Genomic DNA, 26,447 nt, shown 5'->3' with positions numbered 1-26,447 from the left:
GCTACGGCCGGTCGAGGCGGAGGCGTACCGCCTTCGGCAGGCCGGCGACGACCAGGTCGTACGAGTCCTCGATGAGCTCCCGGACCATCCGGTCCGGGAGCCCGGCCACCTCGACCGTGTTCCAGTGGCGCTTGTTCATGTGGTAGCCGGGGGTGATCGCCGGGTACTCCTCGCGGAGCCGCACCGCGTCCTCCGGATCGCACTTGAGGTTGACCCGCAGCGGCTCGCCGTCCAGCCAGGAGAGGGCGAAGAGCTTCCCCGCCACCTTGAAGACCGAGGTGTCCGGCCCGAAGGGGAACTCCTCGGTCGCGTCGCCGAACTCCAGGCAGAAGGCGCGCAGCCGGTCCGGGGTCACCCCTGGCCCTCCGCCCCGGCCGGGACGACCGGCTCGACCAGCACGGTGACGATCTTGTTCCGGCGGCCGGCCGGGGCCTCGGCGGTCAGCCGCAGCTCCCGCCCGTCCGGCAGGGCGACGACGGCCGAGGCGCCGGCGATCGGGACGCGGCCGAGGGCCTTGGCGAGCAGCCCGCCCACCGTCTCCACGTCCTCGTCGTCGAACTCGTCGGGACCGAAGCCGTACAGCTCGCCCAGGTCGCCGATGTCGAGGCGGGCGGTGACCCGGTGGCGGTCGTCGCCGAGCTCCTGGACCGGCGGCAGCTCCCGGTCGTACTCGTCGGTGATCTCGCCGACGATCTCCTCCAGGATGTCCTCGATGGTGACGATGCCGGCGGTGCCGCCGTACTCGTCGATGACGACGGCGACGTGGTTGCGCTCCTGCTGCATCTCGCGCAGCAGGTCGCCGGCGTTCTTGGTGTCGGGGACGAAGGCAGCCGCGCGCATCGCGGTGGAGACCAGGTCGGCCTCGGCGTCGCGGTTGACGTGCGTCTTGCGGACCAGGTCCTTGAGGTACACGATCCCGACGATGTCGTCCTCGTTCTCGCCGGTCACCGGGATGCGGGAGAAGCCGGAGCGCAGGGCGAGGGTGAGGGCCTGCCGGACGGTCTTGTACCGCTCGATGCAGATGAGGTCGGTGCGCGGCACCATGACCTCCCGCACGAGCGTGTCGCCCAGCTCGAAGACCGAGTGCACCATCCGGCGCTCGTCGTCCTCGATGAGGGACTCCTGCTCGGCGAGGTCGACCATCGCCCGCAGCTCGGCCTCGGAGGCGAAGGGGCCCTTGCGGAAGCCCTTGCCCGGCGTCAGCGCGTTGCCGATGAGGATCAGCAGCTGCGGGATCGGGCCCATGATCCGGGCCAGCGGGAGGAGGACGTACGCGGCGGCCGTGGCGGTGTTCAGCGGGTGCTGGCGGCCGATGGTGCGCGGCGAGACGCCGACGGCCACGTAGCTCACCAGGACCATCACGGCGATCGCGACGAGCAGCGCCTCCCAGGTCTCCGGGAAGTACTCCAGGCAGGCGTAGGTGACGAGGACGCCGGCCGCCATCTCGCAGGCGACGCGGACGAGCAGCGCCACGTTGAGGTAGCGGGTGGGGTCGGAGGCGACCTGGGCGAGCTTCTCGGCGCCGCGCCGCCCGGAGCGGACGGCCTCGGCGGCGCGGAAGCTGGAGACGCGGGCGAGCCCGGCCTCGGCGCAGGCGGCGAGCCAGGCGATGACGACCAGGGCGACGGCGCCGAGGATCAGCTGGATGCTCATCGGGCGCGCGGGCTCAGTTGACGGTGGGGGCCGGGGACGGGCCGGTGAGGCCCCGCTCGGCGCGCCAGCCGTCGACGATCGCCGCCTGGAGGCCGAACATCTCGGCCTTCTCCTCCGGCTCCTCGTGGTCGTAGCCGAGCAGGTGGAGGACGCCGTGGACGGTGAGGAGCTGGAGCTCCTCGTCCATGGAGTGGTTCGTCGGGGCGTCCTCGCCCTGCTTCTTGGCGACCTCGGGGCAGAGCACGATGTCGCCGAGGAGCCCCTGCGGGGGCTCCTCGTCGTCCTTGGCCGGCGGGCGCAGCTCGTCCATCGGGAAGGACATGACGTCCGTCGGGCCGGGGAGGTCCATCCACTGGATGTGGAGCTGCTCCATCGCCTCCGCGTCCACCACGATCACCGAGAGCTCGGAGAGCGGGTGGATGCGCATGCGCCCGAGGGCGTAGCGGGCGACGTCGAGGATCGCCTGCTCGTCGACCTCGGTGCCGGACTCGTTGTTGACGTCGATCGACATGTGCGGTGCTTCTACTTCCCGTTGCGGCCGGTGCGCTGCTCGTTGGCGCTGTCGTACTTCTCGTACGCGTCGACGATACGGCCGACGAGCTTGTGCCGGACGACATCCTGGGACGTGAGGGTCGAGAAGTGCACGTCCGGAACCCCGTCGAGGATGTCCCTGACCTGCCGCAGACCGCTCTTCGTGCCGTTCGGCAGGTCGACCTGGGTCACGTCACCGGTGATGACGATCTTCGAGTCGAAGCCGAGCCGGGTGAGGAACATCTTCATCTGCTCGGGGTTCGTGTTCTGCGCCTCGTCGAGGATGATGAACGCGTCGTTGAGGGTGCGTCCACGCATGTACGCCAGCGGCGCGACCTCGATCGTCCCGCTCGCCATCAGCTTGGGGATGGAGTCCGGGTCGAGCATGTCGTGCAGGGCGTCGTAGAGCGGGCGCAGGTACGGGTCGATCTTCTCGTACAGGGTGCCGGGCAGGAAGCCGAGGCGCTCGCCGGCCTCGACCGCCGGGCGGGTCAGGATGATCCGGGTGACCTGCTTGGACTGGAGGGCCTGCACGGCCTTGGCCATGGCCAGGTAGGTCTTGCCGGTGCCCGCGGGACCGATGCCGAAGACGATGGTGTGCTTGTCGATGGCGTCGACGTAGCGCTTCTGGTTGAGGGTCTTGGGGCGGATGGTGCGGCCCCGGCTGGAGAGGATGTTCTGGGTGAGCACCTCGGCCGGGGTCTCGTCCGTGCCTTCGCCGCCCTCGCTCGCCTTGAGCATGGCGATGGAGCGTTCCACTGCGTCCTCCGTCATCGGCTGTCCGGTGCGGAGCACCAGCATCATCTCGTCGAACAGGCGCTGGATGAGGGCGACTTCCCTGGCGTCGCCGACCGCGCTGACCTCGTTTCCCCGGACGTGGATGTCGACGTCCGGGAAGGCGTGCTCGATCACGCGGAGCAGGGAGTCGCCGGAACCGAGGACGGTGACCATGGGGTGCTTGGCGGGCACCGCGAAGTGGGCGCGGGCCTCGCCCGCCGCGCCGTTGGGGGCTGTGGGTGTCTGCGTCATGGGCCGGCCCTGTGGCCTGCGCATACCTCCTGCTGCGGGGGTTCTCGCTGCTCGACAACCTCTCGCCCCCAGCCTACGACCTGGGGCCCGTGTGCCCGAAGCGGTTTACGGGACCGCGGCCCGGAAGCCGATGGTGGGCACCGCGCGGCGGGGCGGCCAGGGGCGGGCGGGGGCCGGCAGGAGGCCCTCCAGGAAGGCGTAGCGGGCGCGCAGCGCCTCGGGGTCCTGGCGGTCGTGGTGCTGGACGTGCTGCCACCAGGCGGCGATCTCGGTCCAGGTGGGGGCGGAGAGCGAGCCGCCGAACTCCTGGACGGAGAGGGCGGCGGTGAGGCCGGCGAAGGCGAGCCGGTCGGCGAGCGGCCAGTCGGCGAGGGTGCCGGTGACGAATCCGGCGACGAAGACGTCGCCGGCGCCGGTGGGGTCGAGGGCCTCGACGCGGATGGCGGGGACCTCGGCGGTCTCGCCGGTGGCGCCGTCGACGGCGTAGGCGCCCTCGGCACCGAGGGTGACCACGGCGTAGCGGACCCTGTCGGCCAGGGCGCGGGCGGCGGCGCGGGGGCAGTCGGTGCGGGTGTAGCGCATCGCCTCGGCGGCGTTGGGCAGGAAGGCCTCGCAGTGCTCCAGGTCGGTGAGGCCGGCCAGGTCCCAGCGGCCGGTGTCGTCCCAGCCGACGTCGGCGAAGACCCGGGCGCCGTCACGGGCGGCGCGGGCGACCCACTCCTCGGTGCGGCCGGGGGCGAGGGAGGCGACGGCGGCGCGGGCGCGCGGCGGGCGGACGGGGGAGCCGTCGGGGCGGGGCGCCTCGTGGCCGTGGGAGACCATCGTGCGCTCGCCCTCGTAGGCCATGGAGACGGTGACCGGGGAGTGCCAGCCGGCGACGGTGCGGGAGAGCGAGAGGTCGATGCCCTCGCCCTGTTCGAGGGCGTCCCAGCAGTACTCGCCGTAGTGGTCGTCGCCGAAGGCGGCGGCCAGCGAGGTGCGCAGGCCGAGGCGGGCGAGGGCGGTGGCCATGTTGGCGACGCCGCCGGGGCTGGAGCCCATGCCGCGGGCCCAGGACTCGGTGCCGCGGACGGGGGCGCTGTCGAGGCCGGTGAAGATGATGTCGAGGAAGACGGTGCCGGTGAGGAAGACGTCGCAGGCCGGGTCGGCGGGTTCGCGGACGGTCTCCAGCGGGTCGATGCCGGTCTCCGGCCCGTACGGCTCCGCGCGGCGGTCTCCGCGCGGGCCTTCGCGGTCGTCCCCGTGCTCGTCCCCGCGCACGTCTGCGCGCTCGTCCTCGCGCTCGTCTCCGCTGGCTGTGCTCACGGCGAACTCCCCGGTCGTGGTGCGGCGGGATCGGCACCGGGTGCCGATCCGGACAGTGTGCCCGATGGGGTCGGGGAGACCGGGATGACGCGACGGATCGCCGCTCTTTACCCCGCACCGCCCCACCCAAACCGATTGTGTCCCGTATCACAGGACGAATCGGGGGAGAGTGCCTTCTCCGCCCATTCGGTTGCTTGATACACATGGTGCCGCGACCCCGTGGATCACCGGGCGCCGTCTCATTCCCCCGTTCAGTTCCTGGAACGCCCATGCCGTCGCGCCCGCGCGCCCGAGGGACCCTCGTCGCCCTCGTCGCCCTCTTCTCGGCCGGTTATCTCGCCCCGTACCTGCTGCCGACCGTCGTCGGCCGGCTCGCCGCCGGACTCGGCCTCGGCCCGCCCCGGGCCGGCCTGGTCGGTTCGCTGCTGCTGCTCGGCTCCGCCGCCGCCGGCTTCACGCTCGCCGCGCGGGTGGAACGGATCGGCCCGCGCCGGGCGGCCCGCCTCGGGCTGCTCGCGATGGTCCTCGGGTACGGCTCCGCCGCCGCGACCGGCACCCTGCCGCTGGTGGTCGCCGGAGTGGTCCTCGGCGGCTTCGGCTCGGGCACGGCGACGGCGGTGGCCGCCTCCGGGATCGCCGGGCGGCCGGACCCGCAGCGGGCCTCCACGCTGGGCCTGCTGTCGGTCTCGGCCACGGCCGGCGCGCTGTACCTGACGCTCCCCCGGCTCGGCGGCGGCCACTCCCCGCCGCTGCTGGCGCTCGCCTGCGCGGCGGTGCTGGTCTGGCCGGTCACCGGCCTGCTGCCGGGGTCCGCGCGCGCGGACCGGGGCGCTTCCGGGGCCCGGGCCCCGGCGGCCGCGGGACCGCTGCCGTACCGCCGGGCGGGCGCCGTGCTGGCCGGCTGCCTCCTCTGCTGGTCCCTCGCCCAGAACGCCCTCTGGGGCGTGAGCGGCCGGATCGGCACCGGCCAGGCGGGGCTCTCCGAGGTGACCGTCGGCGCGGTCTTCGCGCTGGCGCTCGGCGCGGGCCTCGCCGGGGTCACGGCGGCCGGGGCGCTCGGCTCGCGGCTCGGCCGGGCGGTGCCGATCGGCGCCGGCACGGTCCTGATCGCGGCCTGCGTGCTGCTCAGCTCGGCCGCCGGCGGCCTGGCCTCCTTCGCGACCGGCGAGATCCTGTGGAACACCGTCTACCCGGTGGTCCTCTCCTACCTCCTGGGCCTCGCCGCCTCCCTCGACCCGCGCGGCCGCTGGGCCGTCCTGGTCGGCTCGGCGTCCTCGCTCGGCACGGCCTGCGGCCCGCTGGCCGGCAGCGTCCTGTCGGAGACGGCCGGCTACCCGGGCATGGGCGCGGTCCTGGCCGGTCTCCTGCTGCTGGTGGCCGCCCCCATGACGGCGGTGGCCCGGCACGCCTCCGGCCGCCCCCTGGTGCCCGGCTCGATCCGCCGCCGCGGCGGCGCCCCCGCCGCGGTCGTGGCGGGCGCGGCCCCCACGACGGCGGCCCTGCTCCCGCAGGTCGGCGCCCCGGAACAGCAGATCGCCCCGATCCCGGCCCCGGCGGCCGCGCGCCGCCGCCCCGTCAGGTCCGCCTTCCGCCTGGCCCGCCCGTCGGACCGGGGCTGAGGCCCCGGCGGGTCCTAGAACTCGTACGCCTCCACCTCGGCGAGGCAGCGGGCGCGGCGGGGTTCGTCGTCGTCCAGGAAGGAGGCTTCGAAGGAGTGGCGGGCCAGGGTGCGCAGCTGCTCCGGTTCCAGCGCCAGGGCGTCGCGGACGGCGTCGTAGTTGTCGCCGGCGTAGCCGCCGAAGTAGGCCGGGTCGTCGGAGTTCACCGTCACCAGCAGCCCCGCGTCCAGCATCGTCCGCAGCGGGTGGTCCGCGAGGGTGTCGATCACCCGCAGCCGGACGTTCGACAGCGGGCAGAGGGTGAGCGGGATCCGCTCGCGGGCGAGGCGCTCGACCAGCTCCGGGTCCTCCACGCAGCGCAGCCCGTGGTCGATCCGCTCCACGCCGAGGACGTCGAGGGCCTCGCGGACGTACGCCGCCGGGCCCTCCTCGCCCGCGTGGGCGACCCGGCGCAGGCCGAGCCGGGCGGCCTCCTCGTAGACCTCGCGGAACTTCGCCGGCGGGTGGCCGACCTCGGCCGAGTCGAGGCCGACGCCGGTGATCCGGTCCAGGTACGGCTTCGCGGCCTCCAGGGTGGCGAGGGCCGACTCGGCGGACTCGTCGCGCAGGAAGCACAGGATGAGCCGGGTGGAGACGCCGTACCGCTCCTCGGCCCGGTCGAGGGAGGCGGTCAGGCCCTCGATCACGGTGCCGATCGGGACGCCGCGGGAGGTGTGCGCCTGCGGGTCGAAGAAGATCTCGGCGTGCCGGACGCCCTGGGCGGCGGCCCGCTCCAGGTAGGCGTCGGCGAGGTCGGTGAAGTCCTCGGCGGTCCGCAGGACCGTCATCAGGGCGTAGTACAGGTCCAGGAAGGACTGGAGGTCGCCGAAGCGGTAGGCGGCGCGCAGCTCCCCGGTGTCCGCGTAGGGCAGGGTGACGCCGTTGCGGGCGGCGAGGGCGAAGGCCAGCTCGGGTTCGAGGGTGCCCTCGATGTGGAGGTGGAGTTCGGCCTTGGGGAGGGGGGCGGGGACAGACATGTTCACGTTCGTTTCGGTACGGGGACCCTCATGAGGTCCCGGGCGATGCTCAACTCGCCGTCGAATCCGGCGGCCCTGGCCTGCCGTTCGAACTCCTCCGGGTCGGAGTAGCGCTGCGAGAAGTGGGTGAGGACGAGGTGCCGCACGCCCGCGTCGCGGGCGACGGCGGCGGCCTGGCCCGCGGTGAGGTGGCCGTGGTCCTCGGCGAGGCGGACGTCCGCGTCGAGGAAGGTCGACTCGATGACCAGCATGTCGGCGCCCTCCGCGAGGGCGTGCACGCCGTCGCAGAGGCGGGTGTCCATGACGAAGGCGAAGCGCTGTCCGCGCCGGACCTCGCTCACCTCGTCGAGCGTGACGCCGTTCAGGACGCCCTCGCGCTGGACGCGGCCCACGTCGGGGCCCTTGATGCCGTGCGCGGCGAGCCGGGCGGGCAGCAGCCGGCGCCCGTCGGGCTCGACCAGGCGGTAGCCGAAGGACTCGACGGGGTGGGAGAGGCGGCGGGCCTCCAGGGTGAAGGCCTCGGTGACGGCGAGGACGCCGTCCGCCGCGACCGGCGCCTCGGTCAGCTCCACGGACTCGCGGTAGGCGGTGGCGTACCGCAGCCGCTCGAAGAAGTGCCGGCCGCTCTCCGGGTAGTGCGCGGTGACCTGGTGCGGGACCTGGTCGAGGTTGATCCGCTGGATCACCCCGGCCAGGCCGAGCGAGTGGTCGCCGTGGAAGTGCGTGACGCAGATCCGGTTCAGGTCGTGCGCGGCGACCCCGGCGCGCAGCATCTGGCGCTGGGTGCCCTCTCCGGGGTCGAAGAGGAGGCCGTGGCCGTCCCAGCGCAGCAGGTAGCCGTTGTGGTTGCGGTGCCGGGTCGGGACCTGGCTGGCGGTGCCGAGGACGACGAGTTCGCGGACGGACACGGGCCCGGTCCTATCCGGGGGGCCAGTTGAGGCCGCGGCCGCCCAGCACGTGCGCGTGCGCGTGGAAGACGGTCTGGCCGGCGCCGGCGCCCGTGTTGAAGGTGATGCGGTAGCCGCTGCCGTCGACCTTCTCCTGCTCGGCGACCTCGCCGGCCTCGCGCAGGACGTCGGCGGCGACGGTCGGCGCGGCGGCGGCGAGCGAGGCGGCGTCCGGGTAGTGGAGGCGCGGGATGACGAGCACGTGGGTGGGCGCCTGCGGGTTGATGTCGCGGAAGGCCAGCGTGGTCTCGGTCTCGCGGACGAGCGTCGCCGGCACCTCCCCGGCCACGATCTTGCAGAACAGGCAGTCGCTCTGCGGCTCTCCGGCCATGCTCCGGGCCTCCTCGCCCTCGGGTGGTCAGTACCTGCGCATGCTATCCGGCGGTCTCCGTCAGTCCTTGGGCATCCGCCGGTTGAGGGCGGAGCGGCTCACCCAGTACGTGATGACCACGGCCCAGAAGAGCGGGGTGCCGAGCGCCCCGACGACCCCCGCGTCGAAGGACCAGAGCGCCAGGGTGACCGCCGAGTACAGGCCGAGCAGTCCGACGGCGGCGGCCATCGCGAGCACCGGCCGGCAGTTGCGGGCGACCAGCAGCAGCGGGCGGCGCAGCCGGGGCGGCACCCGGCGGGCCATCCACACGGCCCAGCCGGCCCAGGAGCCGACGAGCACCGCGGCGCCGACGGCGAAGGGCACGACGGCCTCGGCGCCGGTCGCGCCGGTCCGGACGGGTGCGGAGCCGAGCGCGGAGGCGAGGAAGCCGAGCAGGGCGACCCAGCGGGCGCCCGCGGCGGTGCCCCAGGCCATCGCCTCCAGGTTGAAGCGGGCCTTGCGGTCGGTGAGGTCGAGGGCGGCGGAGGCGACGAAGCCCTCGGCGGCCTGGGTCCAGGCCCCGCGCCGCAGCCAGCGGCGGCGGAGCCGCAGCAGGGAGAGGTTGTTGTGGGCCTCGCTGCTCTGCGGGTTGAGCCGCAGGGTCGTCTCGTAGGCCCGCCGGGCGGTGGCGTGGTCGCCGCGCCGCTGGGCGGTGAGGCCGACGAGGAAGTGGGCGGCGTCCTCCTCCGGGCCGAGGGCGACGGCGGTCCGCGCGGCCTCGTAGGCGGCGGCGGTCCGGGCCAGGTCGCGGCCGCGGCCCGCCTCGGCGGTCTCGGCGAGCGCGGTGCCCAGCGCGTAGTGGCTGCCCCAGAACTGCGGGGCCAGCTCGACCGTCCGGTACGCGGCGGCCTCGGCCTCCCCGTACCGCTTGAGGCCGAGCAGGACCTGGGTGCGCATCAGGTGCGCCATGACCAGGTCGGGCTCGGCGCGCAGGGCCTGCTCGACGGTGACGAGGGCGGCGGCGTGGTTCCCGGCCCGGTGCCGGCAGCGGGCGAGCAGGGTGAGCGCGTCGGCGTCCTCGGGGTCCTCGGCGAGGTGCCGGGCCGCGAGCTCCCCGGCCTGCTCGTACCGGCCCGCGTCGTAGAGCGCTTCGGCCCGGTCGAGCGCGGAGGGCGTGGCGGGGCCGGCGGGGGTGCCGGGGGTGCCGGGGTGGGTCACAGCTTGCGCTTCCGCTTCAGGTAGGCGAGGAGGTCGTCGTAGAGACCGCCCTCGTTGGCGAACATGGCGACGTTCCGGGCGGCCGCGAACCACGGCTCGGTGGAGGGCCGGAGCTGCTTGGCGGCGCCGAGCAGGTCCTTGGTGGTGATGAGGCGGACGGAGCCGGTGCGGGCGGAGTCGAGGAGGGCGGCCTCGGCGGCGGTCTCGCACAGGTGGGCGAGGTCGGCGCCGGAGAAGTCCTCGGTGACCTTGACGAGCTTGCCGAGGTCGACGGCCTCGATGGGGCGCTCCCGCAGGTGGTAGCGGAGGATCGCCTCGCGGGCGGGCGCGTCGGGCGGCAGCACGAGCAGGGTGCGGTCGAGCCGGCCGGGGCGGCGCAGGGCGAGGTCGACGTCCCAGGGGACGTTGGTGGCGGCGAGGACGAAGACGCCTTCGTTGCCGGCGCCGGAGGCGATGCCGTCGAGCTCGGTGAGGAGCTGGTTGACGACGTTGCGGAGCCCGTTGTTGTGGGTGCGGGAGCGCTTGCCGCCGAGGGCGTCGAGCTCGTCGAGGAAGACGACGCAGGGGGCCTGGCGGCGGGCGGTCTCGAAGATGTCGTGGATGTTCTTCTCGGAGGCCCCGATCCACATGTCGAGGACGTCGGAGAGCGAGACGGTGAGGAAGTTCGCGCCGAGCTCGCCGGCGACGGCCCGCGCGATGAAGGTCTTGCCGCAGCCGGGAGGGCCGTAGAGGAGGAGCCCGCCGCGGAGCGACTTGCCGTAGAGCCGGCGGAGTTCGGGGTTGCGCATGGGGGCGAGGAAGGCGGCTTCGAGCCGGTCCTTGACGTCGGTCATGCCGCCGACGTCGGCGAGGCGTACGGCCCCGGGCGCGTCCACGTCCCAGGCGGCGGCGTCCCCGGCGAGCCCGTCCCCGCCGTCGGCCTGCGGCTCCTCCAGGAACCGGGGCCCGACGAGATCGGACACCTGCTCCTCGGCGGCGTCCCAGTCGAAGGAGGACTTCGCGTCGGCCGGCCCGGGGCCGGGCGGCCGCACGGGGGCGGGCGGCTGCACGGGGGCGGGGGCGGGCGGCTCCGCGGCGTCGGGCCGTACGGCCGGGGGCTCGGGCGCCGCCGGCGGCATCCCCATGGCACGGACCATGAGCGCGCGGGCGTCCGCGTCCCCCGGCGCGTGCTGGAGGGCGACGGCGGCCTCGGTGACGGCCTCGTCGCCGCGCCCCTCCGCGAGGAGGAGTTCGGCGAAGTGGAGGCGCAGGGGCACGTCGCCGGGCGCGGCGGCGACCGCGGCGCGCAGACTGCGGATCAGGGGGGACTCGTCGGCCATACGGGTCAGCCTAGAAAAGACCCGCGGCGCTTGGACAGCGGGTCCCCCCGCGGCGCCGGGTTCAGCTCCAGCGGCCGGTGCGGGCGAGGACGAGGGCGGTGGCCGCCGTGCCCGCCGTGGAGGTGCGGAGCACGCTCCGGCCGAGGCGGTACGGCTTCGCCCCCGCCGCCTCGAAGGCGGCCAGCTCCTCCGGGGAGACCCCGCCCTCGGGGCCGACGACCAGCACGATCGAGCCCTTCGCGGGGAGTTCCGCGGTGGCGAGGGCGCCGCTCGGGTGGTCGCGGTCCTCGTGGAGCACGGCCGCGAAGTCGGCGCCGGCGAGCAGCTGGGCGACCTGCTTGGTGCTCATGAGGTCGGCGACCTCGGGGAAGCGGGTGCGGCGGGACTGCTTGCCGGCCTCGCGGGCGGTGGAGCGCCACTTGGCGAGCGCCTTGAGGCCGCGGTCGCCGCGCCACTGGGTGATGCAGCGGGAGGCCGCCCACGGCACGACCGCGTCGACGCCGGTCTCGGTCATGGTCTCGACGGCCAGTTCGCCCCGGTCGCCCTTGGGCAGGGCCTGGACGACGGTGATCCGGGGCTCCTCCCCCGGCTCCTCGTGGACCTCGGTCACCTCGACGGTCAGCCGGTCCTTGCCCTCGGTGTCCCGCACCACGCACGGGGCCCAGCGGCCCCGGCCGTCGGTGAGGACGAGCTCCTCGCCGGCCTGGAGCCGCTTCACGGAGACGGCGTGCCGCCCCTCGGGCCCCTCCAGGACGAAGGTGCCGGCGCCGGGCACGGCGTCGACGACGAAGACGGGGGCGGTCATGAGGCACTCCTGGGGGCCGGGTCGGCGAGGTCGGTGAGGGCGGTGTCGAGTTCGGCGGCGAGGACGCCGACGAGTTCCGCGGCGGGCAGTTCGCGGGCCAGCCGGTGGCCCTGGCCGGCCCACAGGGCCATGCCCTGGGCGTCTCCGGCCGCGGCGGCGGCCTTCCGCAGCGGGGCGGTGAGGTGGTGGATCTCCGGGTAGGCGGCGGGGGCGTACCGCCCGTGCTCGCGCATGAAGCGGTTGACGAGTCCGCGGGCGGTACGGCCGGAGAAGGCCCGGGTGAGGGCGGTGCGGTGGAAGAGGGGGTCGGTCAGGGCCCGCTTGTGCAGCGGGTGGGCGCCGGACTCGGGGCAGACGAGGAAGGCGGTGCCGAGCTGGGCGGCGCCCGCCCCGGCGGCGAGGACGGCGGCGATCTGCGCGCCGCGCATGAGGCCGCCGGCGGCGACGAGCGGCAGCCCGGTGGCCTCCCTGACCTGGGTGAGCAGGGCGAGGAGGCCGGTGCCGGACCTTTCCTCGGTGGGGTCGTCGCGGTACGAGCCCTGGTGGCCGCCCGCCTCGATCCCCTGGACGCACAGCGCGTCGGCGCCGGCCGCCCGGGCGGTCCGGGCCTCCTCGGCGGAGGTGACGGTGACGATCGTGTACGTACCGGCGCGGGCGAAGGCCTCGAAGGTCTCGGGCCCCGGGCAGCCGAAGGTGAAGGAGACGACGGGGACCGGGTCCTCCAGGAGGATCGCCAGCTTGGAGTCGTAGCCGTCGTCCCGGCCGCCGTCGGTGTCGCCGAGCGGGGTCTCGTACCACCCGGCCTCGCCGGCCAGCTGGTGGCGGTAGACCTCGATGGCCGCGGGGTCGGCGGTGGGGCCGCCCTGGGGCAGGAAGACGTTGACGCCGAAGGGCTTTCCGGTCAGCCCGCGGACCTGCTTGATCTCCTGGTAGAGGCTGCCGGCGGTCTTGTAGCCGGCGGCGAGGAAGCCCAGCGCACCGGCCTCGCAGACGGCGCCGACGAGCTCGGGACAGGAAGCGCCACCCGCCATGGGGGCCTGCACGATCGGGTACCGGAAGAGATCGTTCAGCGCGGTGGTGGACATATGGGCATCGTGTCATGCCCGTTCCCGGCCACGGGAAAGGGGCGGCACTCAGAGTGCCGCCCCTCTCACGCAGAGATCACGTACGCCCGCCCGCGCACCCGGTCAGGTACGCCCGTCGAAGGCGTCCTTCAGCCGCGAGAACAGCCCCTGCCGGCCCGGCTGACCGTGCTCGCCCGGGGGCCGACCCCCGGACCCCCGGCAGCACGGTCCGCCCCTCGCGCACCCGGTCAGGTACGCCCGTTGAACGCGTCCTTCAGCCGCGAGAACAGCCCCTGCTGGCCCGGCTGGAACTGGCCCGTGGGCCGTTCCTCGCCGCGCAGCTTGGCCAGTTCGCGCAGGAGGCGCTCCTGCTCGGGGTCGAGCTTCGACGGGGTCTGGACCTCGACGTGGACGATCAGGTCGCCGCGGCCGTTGCCCCGCAGGTGGGTGATGCCCCGGCCGTGCAGCGGGACCGACTGGCCCGACTGCGTGCCCGGGCGGATGTCGATCTCCTCCAGCCCGTCCAGCGTCTGGAGCTGCACCTTGGTGCCGAGCGCCGCCGCCGTCATCGGGAGGGTGACCGTGCAGTGCAGGTCGTCGCCGCGCCGCTGGAAGACCTCGTGCGGGGTCTCCTGGATCTCGACGTACAGGTCGCCGGCGGGGCCGCCGCCGGGGCCGACCTCGCCCTCGCCCGCGAGCTGGATCCGGGTGCCGTTGTCGACGCCGGCCGGGATCTTGACCGTCAGCGTGCGCCGCGACCGGACCCGGCCGTCGCCCGCGCACTCGGGGCACGGGGTCGGGACGACGGTGCCGAAGCCCTGGCACTGGGGGCAGGGCCGGGAGGTCATGACCTGTCCGAGGAAGGACCGGGTGACCTGCGAGACCTCACCGCGGCCGCGGCACATGTCACAGGTCTGCGCGGAGGTGCCGGGGGCGGCGCCCTCACCCGAACAGGTGGTGCAGACGACGGCCGTGTCGACCTGGATGTCCTTGGTGGTGCCGAAGGCCGCCTCGTTGAGGTCGATCTCCAGGCGGATCATGGCGTCCTGGCCGCGGCGGGTCCGCGAGCGCGGTCCGCGCTGCGAGGCCTGCCCGAAGAAGGCGTCCATGATGTCGGAGAAGTTGCCGAAGCCACCGGCCCCGAAGCCGCCCGCACCCGCGCCGCCGGAGGCGGAGAGGGGGTCGCCGCCGAGGTCGTAGACCTGCTTCTTCTGCGGGTCCGACAGGACCTCGTAGGCGGCGTTGATCTCCTTGAACCGCTCCTGCGTCTTCGGGTCCGGATTGACGTCCGGGTGAAGCTCGCGGGCGAGGCGGCGGAAGGCCTTCTTGATCTCGTCCTGGGACGCGTCTCGGCGTACGCCGAGTGTGGCGTAGTAGTCCGTGGCCACTTACGACTCCGCCAGGATCTGTCCGACGTAACGTGCCACTGCGCGTACCGCTCCCATCGTTCCGGGGTAGTCCATGCGGGTCGGTCCGACCACGCCGAGTTTGGCGACTGCCTCGCCGCCCGAACCGTAGCCGACCGAGACGACGGACGTGGAGTTCAGCCCTTCATAGGCGTTCTCGTGCCCGATGCGTACGGTCATGCCCGATTCCTTGACCTCGCCGAGGAGCTTGAGGAGCACGACCTGCTCCTCGAGGGCCTCCAGGACGGGCCTGATGGTCAGGGGGAAGTCGTGTCCGAAGCGGGTGAGATTGGCGGTGCCGCCGATCATCAGCCGCTCCTCGTGCTCCTCCACGAGCGTTTCGAGGAGCGTCGCGAGCACGGTCGAGACCGTGGCGCGGTCCTCGGGCTCCTCGAAGGACTCGGGGAGGTCCTGCACCAGCTGCGGCACGTCGGCGAAGCGACGGCCGCCGACCCGGCTGTTGAGCCGGGCCCGCAGATCGGCGAGGGAGGTCTCGCCGAAGGGCGCGGGACAGTCGATCACCCGCTGCTCGACCCGTCCGGTGTCCGTGATGAGCACGAGCATCAGCCGGGCCGGGGTCAGCGCCAGCAGCTCGACGTGCCGGATGGAGGAGCGGGTCAGCGACGGGTACTGGACGACGGCGACCTGCCGGGTCAGCTGCGCCAGCAGCCGCACCGTACGGCCCACGACGTCGTCGAGGTCCACGGCCCCGTCGAGGAAGTTGTGGATGGCGCGCCGCTCGGGGGTCGACAGCGGCTTGACGCCGGCCAGCCGGTCCACGAAGAGGCGGTAGCCCTTGTCGGTGGGGATCCGTCCGGCGCTGGTGTGGGGCTGGGCGATGTAGCCCTCCTCCTCCAGCACCGCCATGTCGTTGCGCACGGTGGCCGGGGAGACGCCGAGCCGGTGGCGCTCGGTGAGCGCCTTGGAGCCGACCGGCTCCTCCGTCCCGACGTAGTCCTGGACGATGGCGCGCAGCACCTCGAGTCTGCGTTCGCTCAGCACGCGCACACCTCCCGCTCCAGCCGTTCCGGTTGCTCCGCATTTGGCACTCGCCCTGCCCGAGTGCCAGGAAACCCCCGGCCAGTGTACGGCCGGGCCGGTCGCTCCTGGCAAGGAGGCGGACCCGCTAGCGTCGGTCGCATGGACATCGAACAGGCGGTCTGGGCGGCTCAGGGGTGGGAACGGCTGGCGGACGGGGTGGGCCGGCGACGGCTCCCCGGCTGGGACGCCACCACGGGACTGGTCGTGGGGGACAAGGCCGTGCTGCTGTACGACACCGGTGCCACGCTCGCCGAGGGAGCCGGGATCCGGGCCCAGGCGGAGGCGATCACCGGCGGCCGGCGCGTGACGCACATCGCACTCGGCCACCCCCATTTCGACCACGTCCTCGGCACCGCCGCCTTCTCCGGCGCGGAGGTCTTCGGCGCCGTCGGCACGGACGAGCTCCTCGGCTCCGCCCGGACCCGGGAGGAGCTGTACGAGGACGCGGTGCGCCAGGGGGTCGAGGAGCGGGCGGCGGCCGAGGCGGCGGAGGCGCTGGTGGCCCCGCGCCACACCGTCACCGGCGAGTGGACCCTCGACCTGGGCGGCCGGCAGGTCCTCCTGGCCAACGTGGGTCCCGCCCACACCGGCCACGACCTGGTCCTCCTGGTCCCCGGCGAGCGCGAGACCGTCTTCTGCGGCGACCTGGTCGAGGAGTCCGGCGAGCCCCAGGCGGGTCCCGACGCGATCGGCGCCCGCTGGCCCGACGCCCTCGACCGGCTCCTCGCCCTCGGCGGCGAGGACGCGCTGTACGTCCCCGGCCACGGCGCGGTCGTCGACGCGGCTTTCGTCCGACGCCAGCGCGATGAGCTGGCACGCCGCTTCCGGGTGTCGTAGCGTCCCGGAACGCGCGGCCACCCTCCGGATCCCGGCACCGCCCGGGCCCCGGCACCACCCAGGCCGCGTCCCCGGGGCGACCCCGAGCCCCCGGCAGAGACCACCGCCAGCGCACCCGGAGGACCGGAACCCTTGCGTAGTTACGACCCCGACCTCACCCCGTCGTGGAAGAAGCAGGCCCCCGCCCCCGAGGTCCCGGCCGAGCCGGACCTGGTGGTCGAGGAGGTGTCGACGGGCTTCTGCGGGGCGGTGATCCGCTGCGAGGCGGGCACGGTGACGCTGGAGGACCGCTTCGGCAAGCACCGGGTCTTCCCGCTGGACCCGCGCGGCTTCCTCCTGGAGGGCAGGGTCGTCACGCTGGTCCGCCCCGCGTCGGGCGGCCCGGTCCGCCCCGCCCGTACGGCCTCCGGCTCGATCGCCGTCCCGGGCGCGCGGGCGCGGGTGGCCCGGGCGGGCCGCATCTACGTCGAGGGCCGTCACGACGCGGAGCTGGTGGAACGCGTCTGGGGCGACGACCTGCGCGTCGAGGGCGTGGTCGTGGAGTACCTGGAGGGCGTCGACCACCTGCCGGAGATCGTCGCCGCGTTCGCCCCGGGCCCGGACGCCCGCCTCGGCGTGCTGGTCGACCACCTGGTCCCGGGCTCCAAGGAGTCCCGCATCGCCGCCCGGGTGACCTCCCCCGACGTGCTGGTGGTCGGCCACCCCTACGTCGACATCTGGCAGGCGGTGAAGCCCTCCGTCCTCGGCATCCGGGCCTGGCCCGAGGTCCCCCGGGGCCAGGACTGGAAGACCGGCACCTGCCGGGCCCTCGGCTGGCCCGCCGACAACACCGGTGCGGTCTGGCAGGCCGTCCTCAAGCGGGTCACGTCCTACAAGGACCTGGAGCCGGAGCTGCTGGGCCGCGTGGAGGAGCTCATCGACTTCGTGACGGCGCCGTAGCCGCGCCCCCGCCCGCCCCCGCGGGGCGGCGCCCTTCCCGGGCGCCTCCGCTCCCGGGCCCGGACCACGCCGCACGAGCGGGCCGGACCCGGCGGGAACGGCCGGACAGGCCCTAGTCCACCAGGTCCCGCACCACCGCGTCCGCGAGCAGCCGCCCCCGCAGCGTCAGCACGGCCCGCCCCGCGGCGTACGGCTCCGCGTCGAGCAGGCCGTCCTCCAGCGCCTTCCGCGCCGCCGCCAGCCCCGCGGGCTTGAGGACCGACAGCTCGATCCCCTCCCGGAGCCGCAGCTCCAGCAGGATCCGCTCGACCCTCCGGTCCTCCCCGGACAGCAGCTCCCGCCCGGCGCCGGGCGACTTCCCCGCCCCCAGCGCCGCGGCGTAGGCCCCCGGGTGCTTGACGTTCCACCACCGCACCCCGCCCACGTGCGAGTGGGCGCCCGGGCCAGCGCCCCACCAGTCGGCGCCGCGCCAGTACAGCTCGTTGTGCAGGCAGCGCCCGGCCTCGGAGGCGGCCCAGTTGGACACCTCGTACCAGGAGAACCCCGCCTTCTCGAAGGCCTCGTCGGCGATCAGGTACCGGTCCGCGTGCACGTCGTCGTCGGTCATCGGCACCTCGCCGCGCCGGATCCGCCGCGCCAGCTGCGTCCCCTCCTCGACGATCAGGGCGTACGCGCTCACGTGGTCCGGCCCGGCCCCGAGGGCGGCGTCCAGCGAGGCCCGCCAGTCGTCGTCGCTCTCGCCGGGGGTCCCGTAGATCAGGTCGAGGTTGACGTGCTCGAAGCCGGCCGCGCGGGCCTCCGCGACGCACTGCTCGGGGCGCCCCGGCGTGTGGGTGCGGTCGAGGACCTTCAGGACGTGCGGCCGGGCGCTCTGCATCCCGAAGGAGATCCGGTTGAACCCGCCGGCGCGCAGCTCGGCGAGGTACTCCGGGCCCACGGACTCCGGGTTGGCCTCGGTCGTCACCTCGGCGTCGTCCGCGAGCCCGAACTCGTCCCGGATCGCCCCCAGCATCCGCACGAGGTCGCCGGCGGCCAGCAGCGTCGGCGTGCCGCCGCCGACGAAGACGGTCCGCACCGGCCGCGGGTCGTCGCCGAGGACCTTCCGGGCGAGCCGGACCTCCTCGACGACCTGGCCCGCGTAGTTGTCCCGCGAGGCGAGCGCGCCGCCGGCGCCGCGCAGCTCGCTCGCGGTGTAGGTGTTGAAGTCGCAGTAGCCGCACCGCGTGGCGCAGTACGGCACGTGCAGATAGAACCCGAGGGGCCGCTCCCCCGCCCCTTCCAGGGCGTGCGGGGGCAGCGCCCCGTCCTCGGGCACGGGCTCACCATCGGGCAGTACGGAAGGCATGGGGTCCATTGTCCCGTACCGCCCGGGGTGGGGGCGGGCCGCGCGGGGTCAGGCCTCGCGGGAGCCCGCGTACATCTCCTCGATGAGTGCCTTGTACTCGCGCTCCACGACGGGGCGCTTCAGCTTCAGCGAGGGGGTGAGCTCGCCGTGCTCGATGTCGAGGTCGCGGGGCAGGAGGCGGAACTTCTTGATCGTCTGCCAGCGCTGGAGGCCCTCGTTGAGCCGGTCCACGTAGCCCTGGACGAGCGTGACGGTCTGCGGGGCGGCGACGACCTCGGCGTACGTCTTCCCGCCCAGGCCGTGCTCGGCGGCCCAGCCGAGGATGCTGGGCTCGTCGAGGGAGATGAGGGCGGTGCAGTAGTTCCGGTCGGCGCCGTGGACCAGGATGTTGGAGACGAACGGGCAGACGGCCTTGAACTGGCCCTCGACCTCGGCCGGGGCGATGTACTTGCCGCCGGAGGTCTTGATCAGGTCCTTCTTGCGGTCGGTGATCTTGAGGTAGCCGTCGGCCGAGAGCTCGCCGATGTCGCCGGTGTGGAACCAGCCGTCGGCCTCCAGGACCTCGGCGGTCTTCTCGGGGAGGCCGTGGTAGCCCTCCATGATGCCGGGGCCGCGGAGCAGGATCTCGCCGTCGTCGGCGATGCGGACCTCGGTGCCGGGGAGCGGCTTGCCGACGGTGCCGGTGCGGTAGGCCTCGCCGGGGTTGACGAAGGAGGCGGCGGAGGACTCGGTGAGGCCGTACCCCTCCAGGATGTGGATGCCGGCGCCGGCGAAGAAGTAGCCGATCTCGGGGGCGAGGGCGGCGGAGCCGGAGATGCAGGCGCGCAGGTTGCCGCCGAACGCCTCGCGGATCTTGGCGTAGACGAGGGCGTCGGCGACCTTGTGCTTGGCGGTGAGGCCGAAGGGCGCGGAGGCGGTGCCGGTGCGGCGGAAGTTGTCCTGGGTGGCCTTGGCGTACTCGCGGGAGACCCCGGCGGCCCACTGGAAGATCTTGTACTTGGCGCCGCCGGCGGCGCGGGCCTTGGCGGCGACCCCGTTGTAGACCTTCTCGAAGATGCGGGGGACGGCCGCCATGTAGGTCGGCCGGACCACCGGCAGGTTCTCGATGATCTTGTCGACCCGGCCGTCGACGGCGGTGACGTGGCCGACCTCGATCTGACCGGAGGTGAGGACCTTGCCGAAGACGTGGGCGAGCGGCAGCCACAGGTACTGGACGTCGGACCGGGTGACGAGGCCGGTGGCGGCGATGGCCTTGGCCATGTACGACCAGTTGTCGTGCGGCAGGCGCACGCCCTTGGGGCGGCCGGTGGTGCCGGAGGTGTAGATGAGGGTGGCGAGCTGCTCCGCGGTGATCGCGGAGACCCGCTCCTTGACCGCCTCGGGGTGCTTCTCCAGGTACGCGGCTCCGCGCGCCTCCAGGTCGGCGAGGGTGAGGACCCACTCGTCGGAGGTGTCGGCGCCCTCGGGGTCGACGACCACCACGTGGTGGAGGTGCGGCAGCTCGGCGCGGCGCTCGACGGCCTTGGCGAGCTGGGCGGCGTCCTCGGCGATGAGCACCTTCGACTCGGAGTCCGAGAGGATGAAGGCGGACTCCTCGGCGTTGGTCTGCGGGTAGACCGTGGTGGTGGCGGCGCCGGCGCACATCACGCCGAGGTCGGCGAGGATCCACTCGACCCGGGTGGAGGAGGCGAGGGCGACGCGCTCCTCGGGCTGGACCCCGAGGTCGATCAGGCCGGCGGCGATGCCGTAGACCCGCCGCGCGGCCTGGCCCCAGCTGAGCGACTTCCAGTCGTCGGCTCCCGCGCCGGAGGCGGCGGGCACCGGGTAGCGGTAGGCCTCCGCGTCGGGAGTGCGCTCGACCCGTTCCAGGAAGAGCGCCGCGACGGAGGGCGGCCGGTTGTCGATCTGGGTCTGGTTGTCGCTCACGTCGTCCTCCGGGCGGCGGCGGTGCCTGTTGGGGTGCAACTACGGGTGCGGAACTCACTCAGGTGCGAATGCGTAACTAACTCACGAGTAACCTTCGGGGGGCTTCACATTAGAGCGCCGACGTCCGGTACGTAAGGGCCTGTGGATAACGAACGGGTCCGCGCGCCGGAGGCACGCGGACCCGTTCGCACACGGCGGACCGACTACTTCTTGGACTTGCCGCCGGACTCGTCGCTCGACAGGACGGCGATGAAGGCCTCCTGCGGGACCTCCACCGAGCCGACCATCTTCATGCGCTTCTTGCCTTCCTTCTGCTTCTCCAGCAGCTTCCGCTTGCGGGAGATGTCACCGCCGTAGCACTTGGCGAGGACGTCCTTGCGGATGGCGCGGATGGTCTCGCGGGCGATGACCCGGGAGCCGATGGCGGCCTGGATGGGCACCTCGAAGGCCTGCCGCGGGATGAGCTCGCGCAGCTTGGCGACGAGCCGCACGCCGTACGCGTAGGCGGCGTCCTTGTGGGTGACGGCCGAGAAGGCGTCGACCTTGTCGCCGTGCAGCAGGATGTCGACCTTGACCAGGCTGGACGCCTGCTCGCCGGTGGGCTCGTAGTCGAGGGAGGCGTACCCGCGCGTCTTGGACTTCAGCTGGTCGAAGAAGTCGAAGACGATCTCGGCGAGGGGCAGGGTGTAGCGGATCTCGACCCGGTCCTCGGAGAGGTAGTCCATGCCGATCAGGGTGCCGCGCCGGGTCTGGCACAGCTCCATGATCGCGCCGATGAACTCGCTGGGGGCCAGGATCGTGGCGCGTACGACGGGCTCGTACACGTCGTCGATCTTGCCCTCGGGGAACTCGCTCGGGTTGGTGACGGTGTGCTCGCTGCCGTCCTCCATCACGACGCGGTAGACCACGTTCGGGGCGGTGGCGATCAGGTCGAGCCCGAACTCGCGCTCCAGCCGCTCGCGGATCACGTCGAGGTGGAGGAGGCCGAGGAAGCCGACGCGGAAGCCGAAGCCCAGCGCGGCGGAGGTCTCCGGCTCGTAGACCAGCGCGGCGTCGTTGAGCTGGAGCTTGTCGAGCGCCTCGCGCAGGTCCGGGTACTCGGAGCCGTCCAGCGGGTAGAGACCCGAGAAGACCATCGGCTTCGGGTCCTTGTAGCCGCCGAGGGCCTCGGTGGCGCCGTGGTGCAGGGAGGTGATCGTGTCACCGACCTTGGACTGGCGGACGTCCTTCACGCCGGTGATGAGGTAGCCCACCTCGCCGACGCCGAGACCGTCCGACGGCGTCATCTCCGGGGAGGAGACGCCGATCTCCAGGAGCTCGTGGGTCGCGCCGGTCGACATCATCTTGATGCGCTCGCGCTTGTTGAGCTGCCCGTCGACGACACGCACGTACGTCACGACGCCCCGGTACGAGTCGTACACGGAGTCGAAGATCATCGCGCGGGCGGGGGCGTCGGCGACGCCGACCGGCGCCGGCACGTCCGCGATGACGCGGTCCAGCAGGGCCTCGACGCCCATGCCGGTCTTCGCGGAGACCTTGAGCACGTCCTCCGGCTGGCAACCGATGAGGTTGGCCAGCTCCTCGGAGAACTTCTCCGGCTGGGCGGCCGGCAGGTCGATCTTGTTGAGGACCGGAACGATGGTGAGGTCGTTCTCCATCGCCAGGTAGAGGTTGGCGAGGGTCTGCGCCTCGATGCCCTGGGCCGCGTCGACCAGCAGGATCGTGCCCTCACAGGCGGCCAGCGACCGCGAGACCTCGTACGTGAAGTCGACGTGCCCGGGGGTGTCGATCATGTTGAGGATGTGCGTCCGCCCCTGCTCCGGCCCCTCCGTGGGGGCCCAGGGCAGCCGGACCGCCTGGGACTTGATCGTGATGCCGCGCTCACGCTCGATGTCCATCCGGTCGAGGTACTGGGCGCGCATCTGCCGCTGGTCGACCACACCGGTCAGCTGGAGCATCCGGTCGGCGAGCGTGGACTTGCCGTGGTCGATGTGCGCGATGATGCAGAAGTTACGGATCAGAGCCGGGTCGGTACGGCTCGGCTCGGGCACGTTGGTAGGAGTCGCGGGCACGCAGGGTTCTCGTCTCGGGGCGGTGTTCGGCACGGATACGTAGCCCCCATCGTCCCATGCCCACGGCGCCACGTCCGGTTCGGGCGTTCACCGGCCCTTCCCGCCCTCCGTTTGGGCGGCCGGGAGAGCGCCTGATACCGTGGACAGCTGTGTCTCGTGCGCCCTCTCAGCCGCGCGGCACATCCTGAAGAAACATCGAACCTGTAAAGGCTCTTTCAGTGGCGAACATCAAGTCCCAGATCAAGCGGAACAAGACCAACGAGAAGGCGCGCCTGCGCAACAAGGCCGTCAAGTCGTCGCTCAAGACCGCGATCCGCAAGGCCCGTGAGGCTGTCGCCGCCGGCGACCTCGAGAAGGCCACCGTGGCCGCCCGTGCCGCCTCGCGTCAGCTCGACAAGGCTGTCTCGAAGGGTGTCATCCACAAGAACGCCGCCGCCAACAAGAAGTCGGCGCTGGCGGTCAAGGTCGCCTCCCTCCAGGGCTGAGACCGGATCTCCTGATCTCAGGCACCACCCGGCCGCAAGGGACCCAGCGGACCCTCTCTACCGCTCCCGCCCCGGCCACCCGGCCCGTACGCGACACGCGTTCGCCACGCGTGTACGGGACCACCCAGCAGTAGCCGAAGGCCCCACCCCCTCCTTCCCCAGGAGCGGGGCGGGGCCTTTTGGCGTGTGGGGGCGGGGGCGGGGTGGGGGGCCGCGAAGCGGCGCCCCACAGCGGGCCGCACCCGCGCAGGGCCCGGCGCCCCGCGATCATCGCCCCGCCGCGGCGGCCCCGCGCTCACGGGGACGCGCCCCGCGGCCGCGCAGGACGCACCCCGAGCAAAACGCACCCCGAGCAAGACGCAACCCCGCACCGCCCACACCGCACCACAGGGACCGGCAGGGATCCGCAGGGACCCGCGCCCCGCGGCGGCGTGTCAGGACGGGCGCCTGGACCTCGCGGCCCGCGCCACCGCGACGACCGCCTTCTCCAGGGCGTACTCGGGATCGTCGCCCCCGCCCTTCACCCCCGCGTCCGCCTCGGCGACGGCCCGCAGGGCCAGGGCGACGCCGTCGGGGGTCCAGCCCCGCATCTGCTGCCGCACCCGGTCGATCTTCCACGGCGGCATGCCCAGCTCGCGCGCGAGGTCGGCGGGCCGTCCGCCGCGCGCGGAGGAGAGCTTGCCGATGGCCCGTACGCCCTGCGCGAGCGCGCTCGTGATGAGCACGGGCGCGACCCCGGTCGACAGCGACCAGCGCAACGCCTCCAGTGCCTCCGCCGCCCGCCCCTCCACGGCCCGGTCGGCCACGTTGAAGGACGACGCCTCGGCCCGCCCGGTGTAGTAGCGCCCGACGACCGCCTCGTCGATCGTCCCGTCGACGTCCGCCGTCAGCTGCGTCACCGCGGAGGCCAGCTCCCGCAGGTCGCTGCCGATGGAGTCGACGAGCGCCTGGCACGCCTCGGGCGTGGCGGACCGCCCGAGGGCCCGGAACTCCTGCCGCACGAAGGTCAGCCGCTCCGCGGGCTTCGTGGTCTTGGGGCAGGCCACCTCCCGCGCCCCCGCCTTGCGCGCCGCGTCGAGGAGCCCCTTGCCCTTGGCGCCGCCGGCGTGGAGCAGGACGAGCGTGATGTCCTCGACGGGCGCGTCGAGGTACCCCTTCACGTCCTTGACGGTGTCCGCCGAGAGGTCCTGCGCGTTCCGCACGACCAGCACCTTGCGCTCGGCGAAGAGCGAGGGGCTGGTGAGCTCGGCGAGGGATCCCGGCTGGAGCTGGTCGGGGGCGAGGTCCCGCACGTCCGTGTCGGCGTCGGCGGCCCGCGCGGCCGCCACCACCTCCCGGACGGCACGGTCGAGGAGCAGGTCCTCCTGGCCCACGGCGAGCGTGACGGGGCCGAGGAGGTCGTCGCTGGAAGTCTTTCTGGTGGCCATCGCGGTCCAGCATCCCACGCCCCGCCGACAACGGGCCGCGCGCGAGAATGGCCGGGTGAGTGAACGACACGTACTGGTGCTCCCCGACCGCGACGCCGCCGAGGAGCTGTCCGAGGAGCTGTCCGCCCGCTTCGGGGTGGCCGAGGAACCGCAGCTGGTCCGGGACGCGCTGGCCGGCGAGGACGACGCCGAGGACGCGCAGTGGCTGGTGGTGGTCGAGGACCCGGACGGCCGCCTCGACCCGGCGGCTCTGGACGACTTCGCCGCCGAGTACGAGGGCTGGCTGGAGGCGCCCTAGGAGGCGCCCCGGCCCGCGTCCTTGCGCACGATCTGGATGTCCAGGTCGATCGCGATGCTGGAGCCGACGACCGCGATGCCCCGCGCGAGCAGCGTCTGCCAGGTGAGGGTGAAGTCCTCGCGGTGCAGTTCGGTGGTGGCCCGGCAGGCGGCGCGGGCCTCGCCCTCCAGGCCGCTGCCGAGGCCGAGGTACTGGGTGTCCAGGGCGACGGTGCGATTCACGCCGTGGAGGCTGAGCGCGCCGGTGACGCTCCAGCGGCTCCCGCCGCGGTGCGTGAAGCGCTCGCTGAAGAACTCGATGGTCGGGTGGACGCCGACGTCGAGGAAGTCACCGGAGCGCAGGTGGTCGTCGCGCATCTGGACCCCGGTGTCGATGGAGGCCGCGTCGATGACGACGTGCATCGCGGAGTGCTCCATGCGGTCGGCGATCCGGACCGCCCCGGCGAAGCTGTTGAACCGGCCGTGGATCCGCGCCAGCCCGATGTGCCGGGCGGTGAAGCCGATCTGCGAGTGGGTGGGGTCGATCTCCCAGTCGCCGGGTTCGGGCAGCGGCGGCTGCGGGGCGACCTGGAGCAGGACGTCCCCGAGGTCCGCGTGGAGGCCCCGGTCGACGACGGCGGTGGCGTGGTGCGGCGTGTACCCGTCGGAGGTGACCGCGATCCGGTACTCGCCGGCCGGGACGGTAGCGAGCAGGGTGCCGTACGGGTCGGTCTCCCCGCCCAGCACCTTGCGCCCGGCCGCGTCGGTGAGCGCGAACTCGGCCTGCCGCAGGGGTTCGTGGACGGGGTCGAGGACCCGGCAGCTGAGCACCCCCGCCGAGGCGGGCACGGTGAAACCGGCGAGGGCACCGCCCCGGCCGCCGCCACCGCTCCCCCGCTTGCCGAAGAGACCACCGAACATCTTCCACGCACCCCCGTGCGACTCGTTCACTATGCAACGACTTCGCATTCGATCACCCCTGGGGCGTTCGAGGCAAACGCGGCCTTATTGCCGACGAGTCCGAATTACGGATTCCGCTTCGCTTCCTCCCCTTCGGGCGCGGCCGGCGGGGCCGGCAGTTCGTCGAGCACGATGCCGAACAGCTCCCGGTACGCCTCGCGCAGCTCCTCGTCCGTGCCGAGCTCCCGCTCGGTGCGCTCCCCCGCCACGGTCCGGTACAGCTTCCGGCCTCCGATGCTGACCCGGCCGTCCTCGGTGAGCAGCGAGCAGATCACCCCCCGGGTGAAGTGGGAGTCGGGCGAGGTCCGGTGGTACCAGGCGCCGGCCGTGAAGTCCGCGAGGACCCTCGGCCGCGGCTCCAGGCGGTACCGCGTCCTGCCGTCCCGCACCACGTCGAGGTCTCCGCCGGTCCCCGGGACCTCCCGGATCACGAAGGTCCCCGACGGATCCGCCTGTTCACCGCGCTCGTCGAGGGCGAGCGGGTGGTGGCTGTGGTCGCCGAAGCCCACGTCGGCCAGCCACCGTCCGCCGTCCGCGTCCACCACGAGCAGGGCCATGTGGTCGTACGGGATCCCCACCCGCCCGTCCGGGCCGAGGACCCGTGCCTGGAGCAGCTCGACCCGGTAGCCGAGCGCCCGGAGCAGTGCGGCGAACGCTGCGTTCAGCTCGTAACAGAACCCGCCTCGCCGGGCCACGGTCACCTTGTCGACCAGCGCCTCCTCGTCGAGGACGATGTCCTGGCCGAGGTGGATGGACAGGTTCTCGAAGGGCACCGTCAGCAGATGCCTCAGGTGCAGTTCCCGCAGCGCCCCGGCGTCCGCCCGCTCCGGCCGCGCGGCGGCGAGGCGCTCCAGGTACCGCTCCACGGAAGCGGTCGTCAGGCCCTCGGACGTCTCATGATCGTTCATGGCGGCAGT

General features: G+C 73.4%; 25 protein-coding genes. 5 read left to right on the top strand and 20 right to left on the bottom strand.

Annotation, left to right across the window (positions count from 1 at the left end; all coding sequences use genetic code 11):
- Window position 1: 1 nt before the first annotated feature.
- From ACF1ED_RS20010 to ACF1ED_RS19990, 5 genes are all read right to left on the bottom strand, one after another.
- Window positions 2-355, bottom strand: coding sequence for an MmcQ/YjbR family DNA-binding protein (locus tag ACF1ED_RS20010; RefSeq protein ID WP_391762166.1), 354 nt, complete (start codon window positions 353-355; stop codon window positions 2-4).
- Complete coding sequence (locus ACF1ED_RS20005; protein WP_391762164.1) at window positions 352-1,653, bottom strand: hemolysin family protein; 1,302 nt, start codon at window positions 1,651-1,653, stop codon at window positions 352-354. Before ACF1ED_RS20005 ends, ACF1ED_RS20010 begins: the two co-directional genes overlap by 4 nt.
- Before the next feature lie 13 nt (window positions 1,654-1,666).
- Entirely contained in the window at window positions 1,667-2,164 is a 498-nt protein-coding gene (gene ybeY / locus ACF1ED_RS20000) for an rRNA maturation RNase YbeY (protein ID WP_189946760.1), read from the bottom strand.
- An 11-nt stretch (window positions 2,165-2,175) separates the two neighbouring features.
- The gene (locus ACF1ED_RS19995; RefSeq protein ID WP_391762162.1) at window positions 2,176-3,213 is read right to left on the bottom strand and encodes a PhoH family protein; all 1,038 of its coding nucleotides are present in this window, start codon (window positions 3,211-3,213) and stop codon (window positions 2,176-2,178) included.
- Window positions 3,214-3,318: 105 nt separating this feature from the next.
- Window positions 3,319-4,392, bottom strand: coding sequence for a PfkB family carbohydrate kinase (locus ACF1ED_RS19990; protein WP_391762408.1), 1,074 nt, complete (start codon window positions 4,390-4,392; stop codon window positions 3,319-3,321).
- A 395-nt stretch (window positions 4,393-4,787) separates the two neighbouring features.
- Between ACF1ED_RS19990 and ACF1ED_RS19985 the strand changes: the two genes are divergently transcribed.
- Entirely contained in the window at window positions 4,788-6,137 is a 1,350-nt protein-coding gene (locus ACF1ED_RS19985; protein ID WP_391762160.1) for an MFS transporter, read from the top strand.
- Between the two features lie 14 nt (window positions 6,138-6,151).
- Here ACF1ED_RS19985 and ACF1ED_RS19980 read toward each other — a convergent pair whose 3' ends face one another.
- The 9 genes from ACF1ED_RS19980 to hrcA all read right to left on the bottom strand — a co-directional run bounded on the left by ACF1ED_RS19980 (window position 6,152) and on the right by hrcA (window position 15,224).
- Window positions 6,152-7,153 (bottom strand): adenosine deaminase, encoded by a 1,002-nt coding sequence (locus ACF1ED_RS19980; protein WP_391762158.1) that lies wholly within the window; start codon window positions 7,151-7,153, stop codon window positions 6,152-6,154.
- A 2-nt stretch (window positions 7,154-7,155) separates the two neighbouring features.
- Window positions 7,156-8,061: a ribonuclease Z gene (locus ACF1ED_RS19975; RefSeq protein WP_391762156.1), complete on the bottom strand. Its 906-nt coding sequence runs from the start codon at window positions 8,059-8,061 to the stop codon at window positions 7,156-7,158.
- A 10-nt stretch (window positions 8,062-8,071) separates the two neighbouring features.
- Complete coding sequence (locus tag ACF1ED_RS19970) at window positions 8,072-8,431, bottom strand: histidine triad nucleotide-binding protein (RefSeq protein ID WP_391762154.1); 360 nt, start codon at window positions 8,429-8,431, stop codon at window positions 8,072-8,074.
- Window positions 8,432-8,491: 60 nt separating this feature from the next.
- Window positions 8,492-9,628 carry a tetratricopeptide repeat protein gene (locus ACF1ED_RS19965; RefSeq protein ID WP_391762152.1) on the bottom strand — a complete coding sequence of 379 codons (1,137 nt, stop codon included), beginning with the start codon at window positions 9,626-9,628 and terminating at the stop codon, window positions 8,492-8,494.
- A complete protein-coding gene (locus tag ACF1ED_RS19960) occupies window positions 9,625-10,947 on the bottom strand; it encodes an AAA family ATPase (protein WP_391762150.1) in 1,323 nt (440 codons plus the stop codon). Before ACF1ED_RS19960 ends, ACF1ED_RS19965 begins: the two co-directional genes overlap by 4 nt.
- A 61-nt stretch (window positions 10,948-11,008) precedes the next feature.
- Window positions 11,009-11,752, bottom strand: a complete 744-nt coding sequence (locus ACF1ED_RS19955; protein ID WP_391762148.1) for a 16S rRNA (uracil(1498)-N(3))-methyltransferase — start codon at window positions 11,750-11,752, stop codon at window positions 11,009-11,011.
- Window positions 11,749-12,837 carry a nitronate monooxygenase gene (locus tag ACF1ED_RS19950; protein ID WP_391762146.1) on the bottom strand — a complete coding sequence of 363 codons (1,089 nt, stop codon included), beginning with the start codon at window positions 12,835-12,837 and terminating at the stop codon, window positions 11,749-11,751. The genes ACF1ED_RS19955 and ACF1ED_RS19950 overlap by 4 nt, the downstream gene beginning before the upstream one ends.
- 227 nt (window positions 12,838-13,064) lie before the next feature.
- Window positions 13,065-14,204, bottom strand: coding sequence for a molecular chaperone DnaJ (gene dnaJ, locus ACF1ED_RS19945; protein ID WP_391762144.1), 1,140 nt, complete (start codon window positions 14,202-14,204; stop codon window positions 13,065-13,067).
- On the bottom strand, window positions 14,205-15,224 hold the full coding sequence (hrcA, locus tag ACF1ED_RS19940) for a heat-inducible transcriptional repressor HrcA (RefSeq protein ID WP_043221611.1): 1,020 nt from the start codon (window positions 15,222-15,224) through the stop codon (window positions 14,205-14,207).
- 138 nt (window positions 15,225-15,362) lie between these two features.
- Between hrcA and ACF1ED_RS19935 the strand changes: the two genes are divergently transcribed.
- On the top strand, window positions 15,363-16,100 hold the full coding sequence (locus tag ACF1ED_RS19935) for an MBL fold metallo-hydrolase (RefSeq protein WP_391762141.1): 738 nt from the start codon (window positions 15,363-15,365) through the stop codon (window positions 16,098-16,100).
- 132 nt (window positions 16,101-16,232) lie between these two features.
- Window positions 16,233-17,039 (top strand): DUF3097 domain-containing protein, encoded by an 807-nt coding sequence (locus tag ACF1ED_RS19930; RefSeq protein ID WP_391762139.1) that lies wholly within the window; start codon window positions 16,233-16,235, stop codon window positions 17,037-17,039.
- 112 nt (window positions 17,040-17,151) lie between these two features.
- Here the strand turns inward: ACF1ED_RS19930 and hemW are convergent, their stop codons facing one another.
- From hemW to lepA, 3 genes are all read right to left on the bottom strand, one after another.
- Window positions 17,152-18,393, bottom strand: a complete 1,242-nt coding sequence (gene hemW, locus ACF1ED_RS19925) for a radical SAM family heme chaperone HemW (protein ID WP_391762137.1) — start codon at window positions 18,391-18,393, stop codon at window positions 17,152-17,154.
- Between the two features lie 39 nt (window positions 18,394-18,432).
- The gene (locus tag ACF1ED_RS19920; protein WP_391762135.1) at window positions 18,433-20,310 is read right to left on the bottom strand and encodes an AMP-dependent synthetase/ligase; all 1,878 of its coding nucleotides are present in this window, start codon (window positions 20,308-20,310) and stop codon (window positions 18,433-18,435) included.
- A 203-nt stretch (window positions 20,311-20,513) separates the two neighbouring features.
- Window positions 20,514-22,382: a translation elongation factor 4 gene (gene lepA / locus ACF1ED_RS19915; RefSeq protein WP_365085357.1), complete on the bottom strand. Its 1,869-nt coding sequence runs from the start codon at window positions 22,380-22,382 to the stop codon at window positions 20,514-20,516.
- A 218-nt stretch (window positions 22,383-22,600) separates the two neighbouring features.
- Between lepA and rpsT the strand changes: the two genes are divergently transcribed.
- Window positions 22,601-22,867, top strand: coding sequence for a 30S ribosomal protein S20 (gene rpsT / locus ACF1ED_RS19910; RefSeq protein ID WP_043221497.1), 267 nt, complete (start codon window positions 22,601-22,603; stop codon window positions 22,865-22,867).
- A 434-nt stretch (window positions 22,868-23,301) separates the two neighbouring features.
- Here rpsT and holA read toward each other — a convergent pair whose 3' ends face one another.
- Complete coding sequence (gene holA, locus ACF1ED_RS19905) at window positions 23,302-24,294, bottom strand: DNA polymerase III subunit delta (protein ID WP_391762132.1); 993 nt, start codon at window positions 24,292-24,294, stop codon at window positions 23,302-23,304.
- 55 nt (window positions 24,295-24,349) lie between these two features.
- Between holA and ACF1ED_RS19900 the strand changes: the two genes are divergently transcribed.
- Complete coding sequence (locus ACF1ED_RS19900) at window positions 24,350-24,592, top strand: hypothetical protein (protein WP_043221500.1); 243 nt, start codon at window positions 24,350-24,352, stop codon at window positions 24,590-24,592.
- Here ACF1ED_RS19900 and ACF1ED_RS19895 read toward each other — a convergent pair.
- Window positions 24,589-25,491, bottom strand: a complete 903-nt coding sequence (locus tag ACF1ED_RS19895; RefSeq protein ID WP_391762130.1) for a YceI family protein — start codon at window positions 25,489-25,491, stop codon at window positions 24,589-24,591. The two genes, ACF1ED_RS19900 and ACF1ED_RS19895, sit on opposite strands and share 4 nt — an antisense overlap.
- A 104-nt stretch (window positions 25,492-25,595) precedes the next feature.
- The gene (locus ACF1ED_RS19890; protein WP_391762128.1) at window positions 25,596-26,438 is read right to left on the bottom strand and encodes an arylamine N-acetyltransferase; all 843 of its coding nucleotides are present in this window, start codon (window positions 26,436-26,438) and stop codon (window positions 25,596-25,598) included.
- Window positions 26,439-26,447 lie beyond the last annotated feature (9 nt).

Origin of the sequence: Streptomyces sp. NPDC014656 (assembly GCF_043084305.1) — a bacterium.
GTDB lineage: Bacteria > Actinomycetota > Actinomycetes > Streptomycetales > Streptomycetaceae > Streptomyces.
Note: the sequence above shows the minus strand (reverse complement) of the source record. Positions and strands in the feature narration are given on the sequence as shown.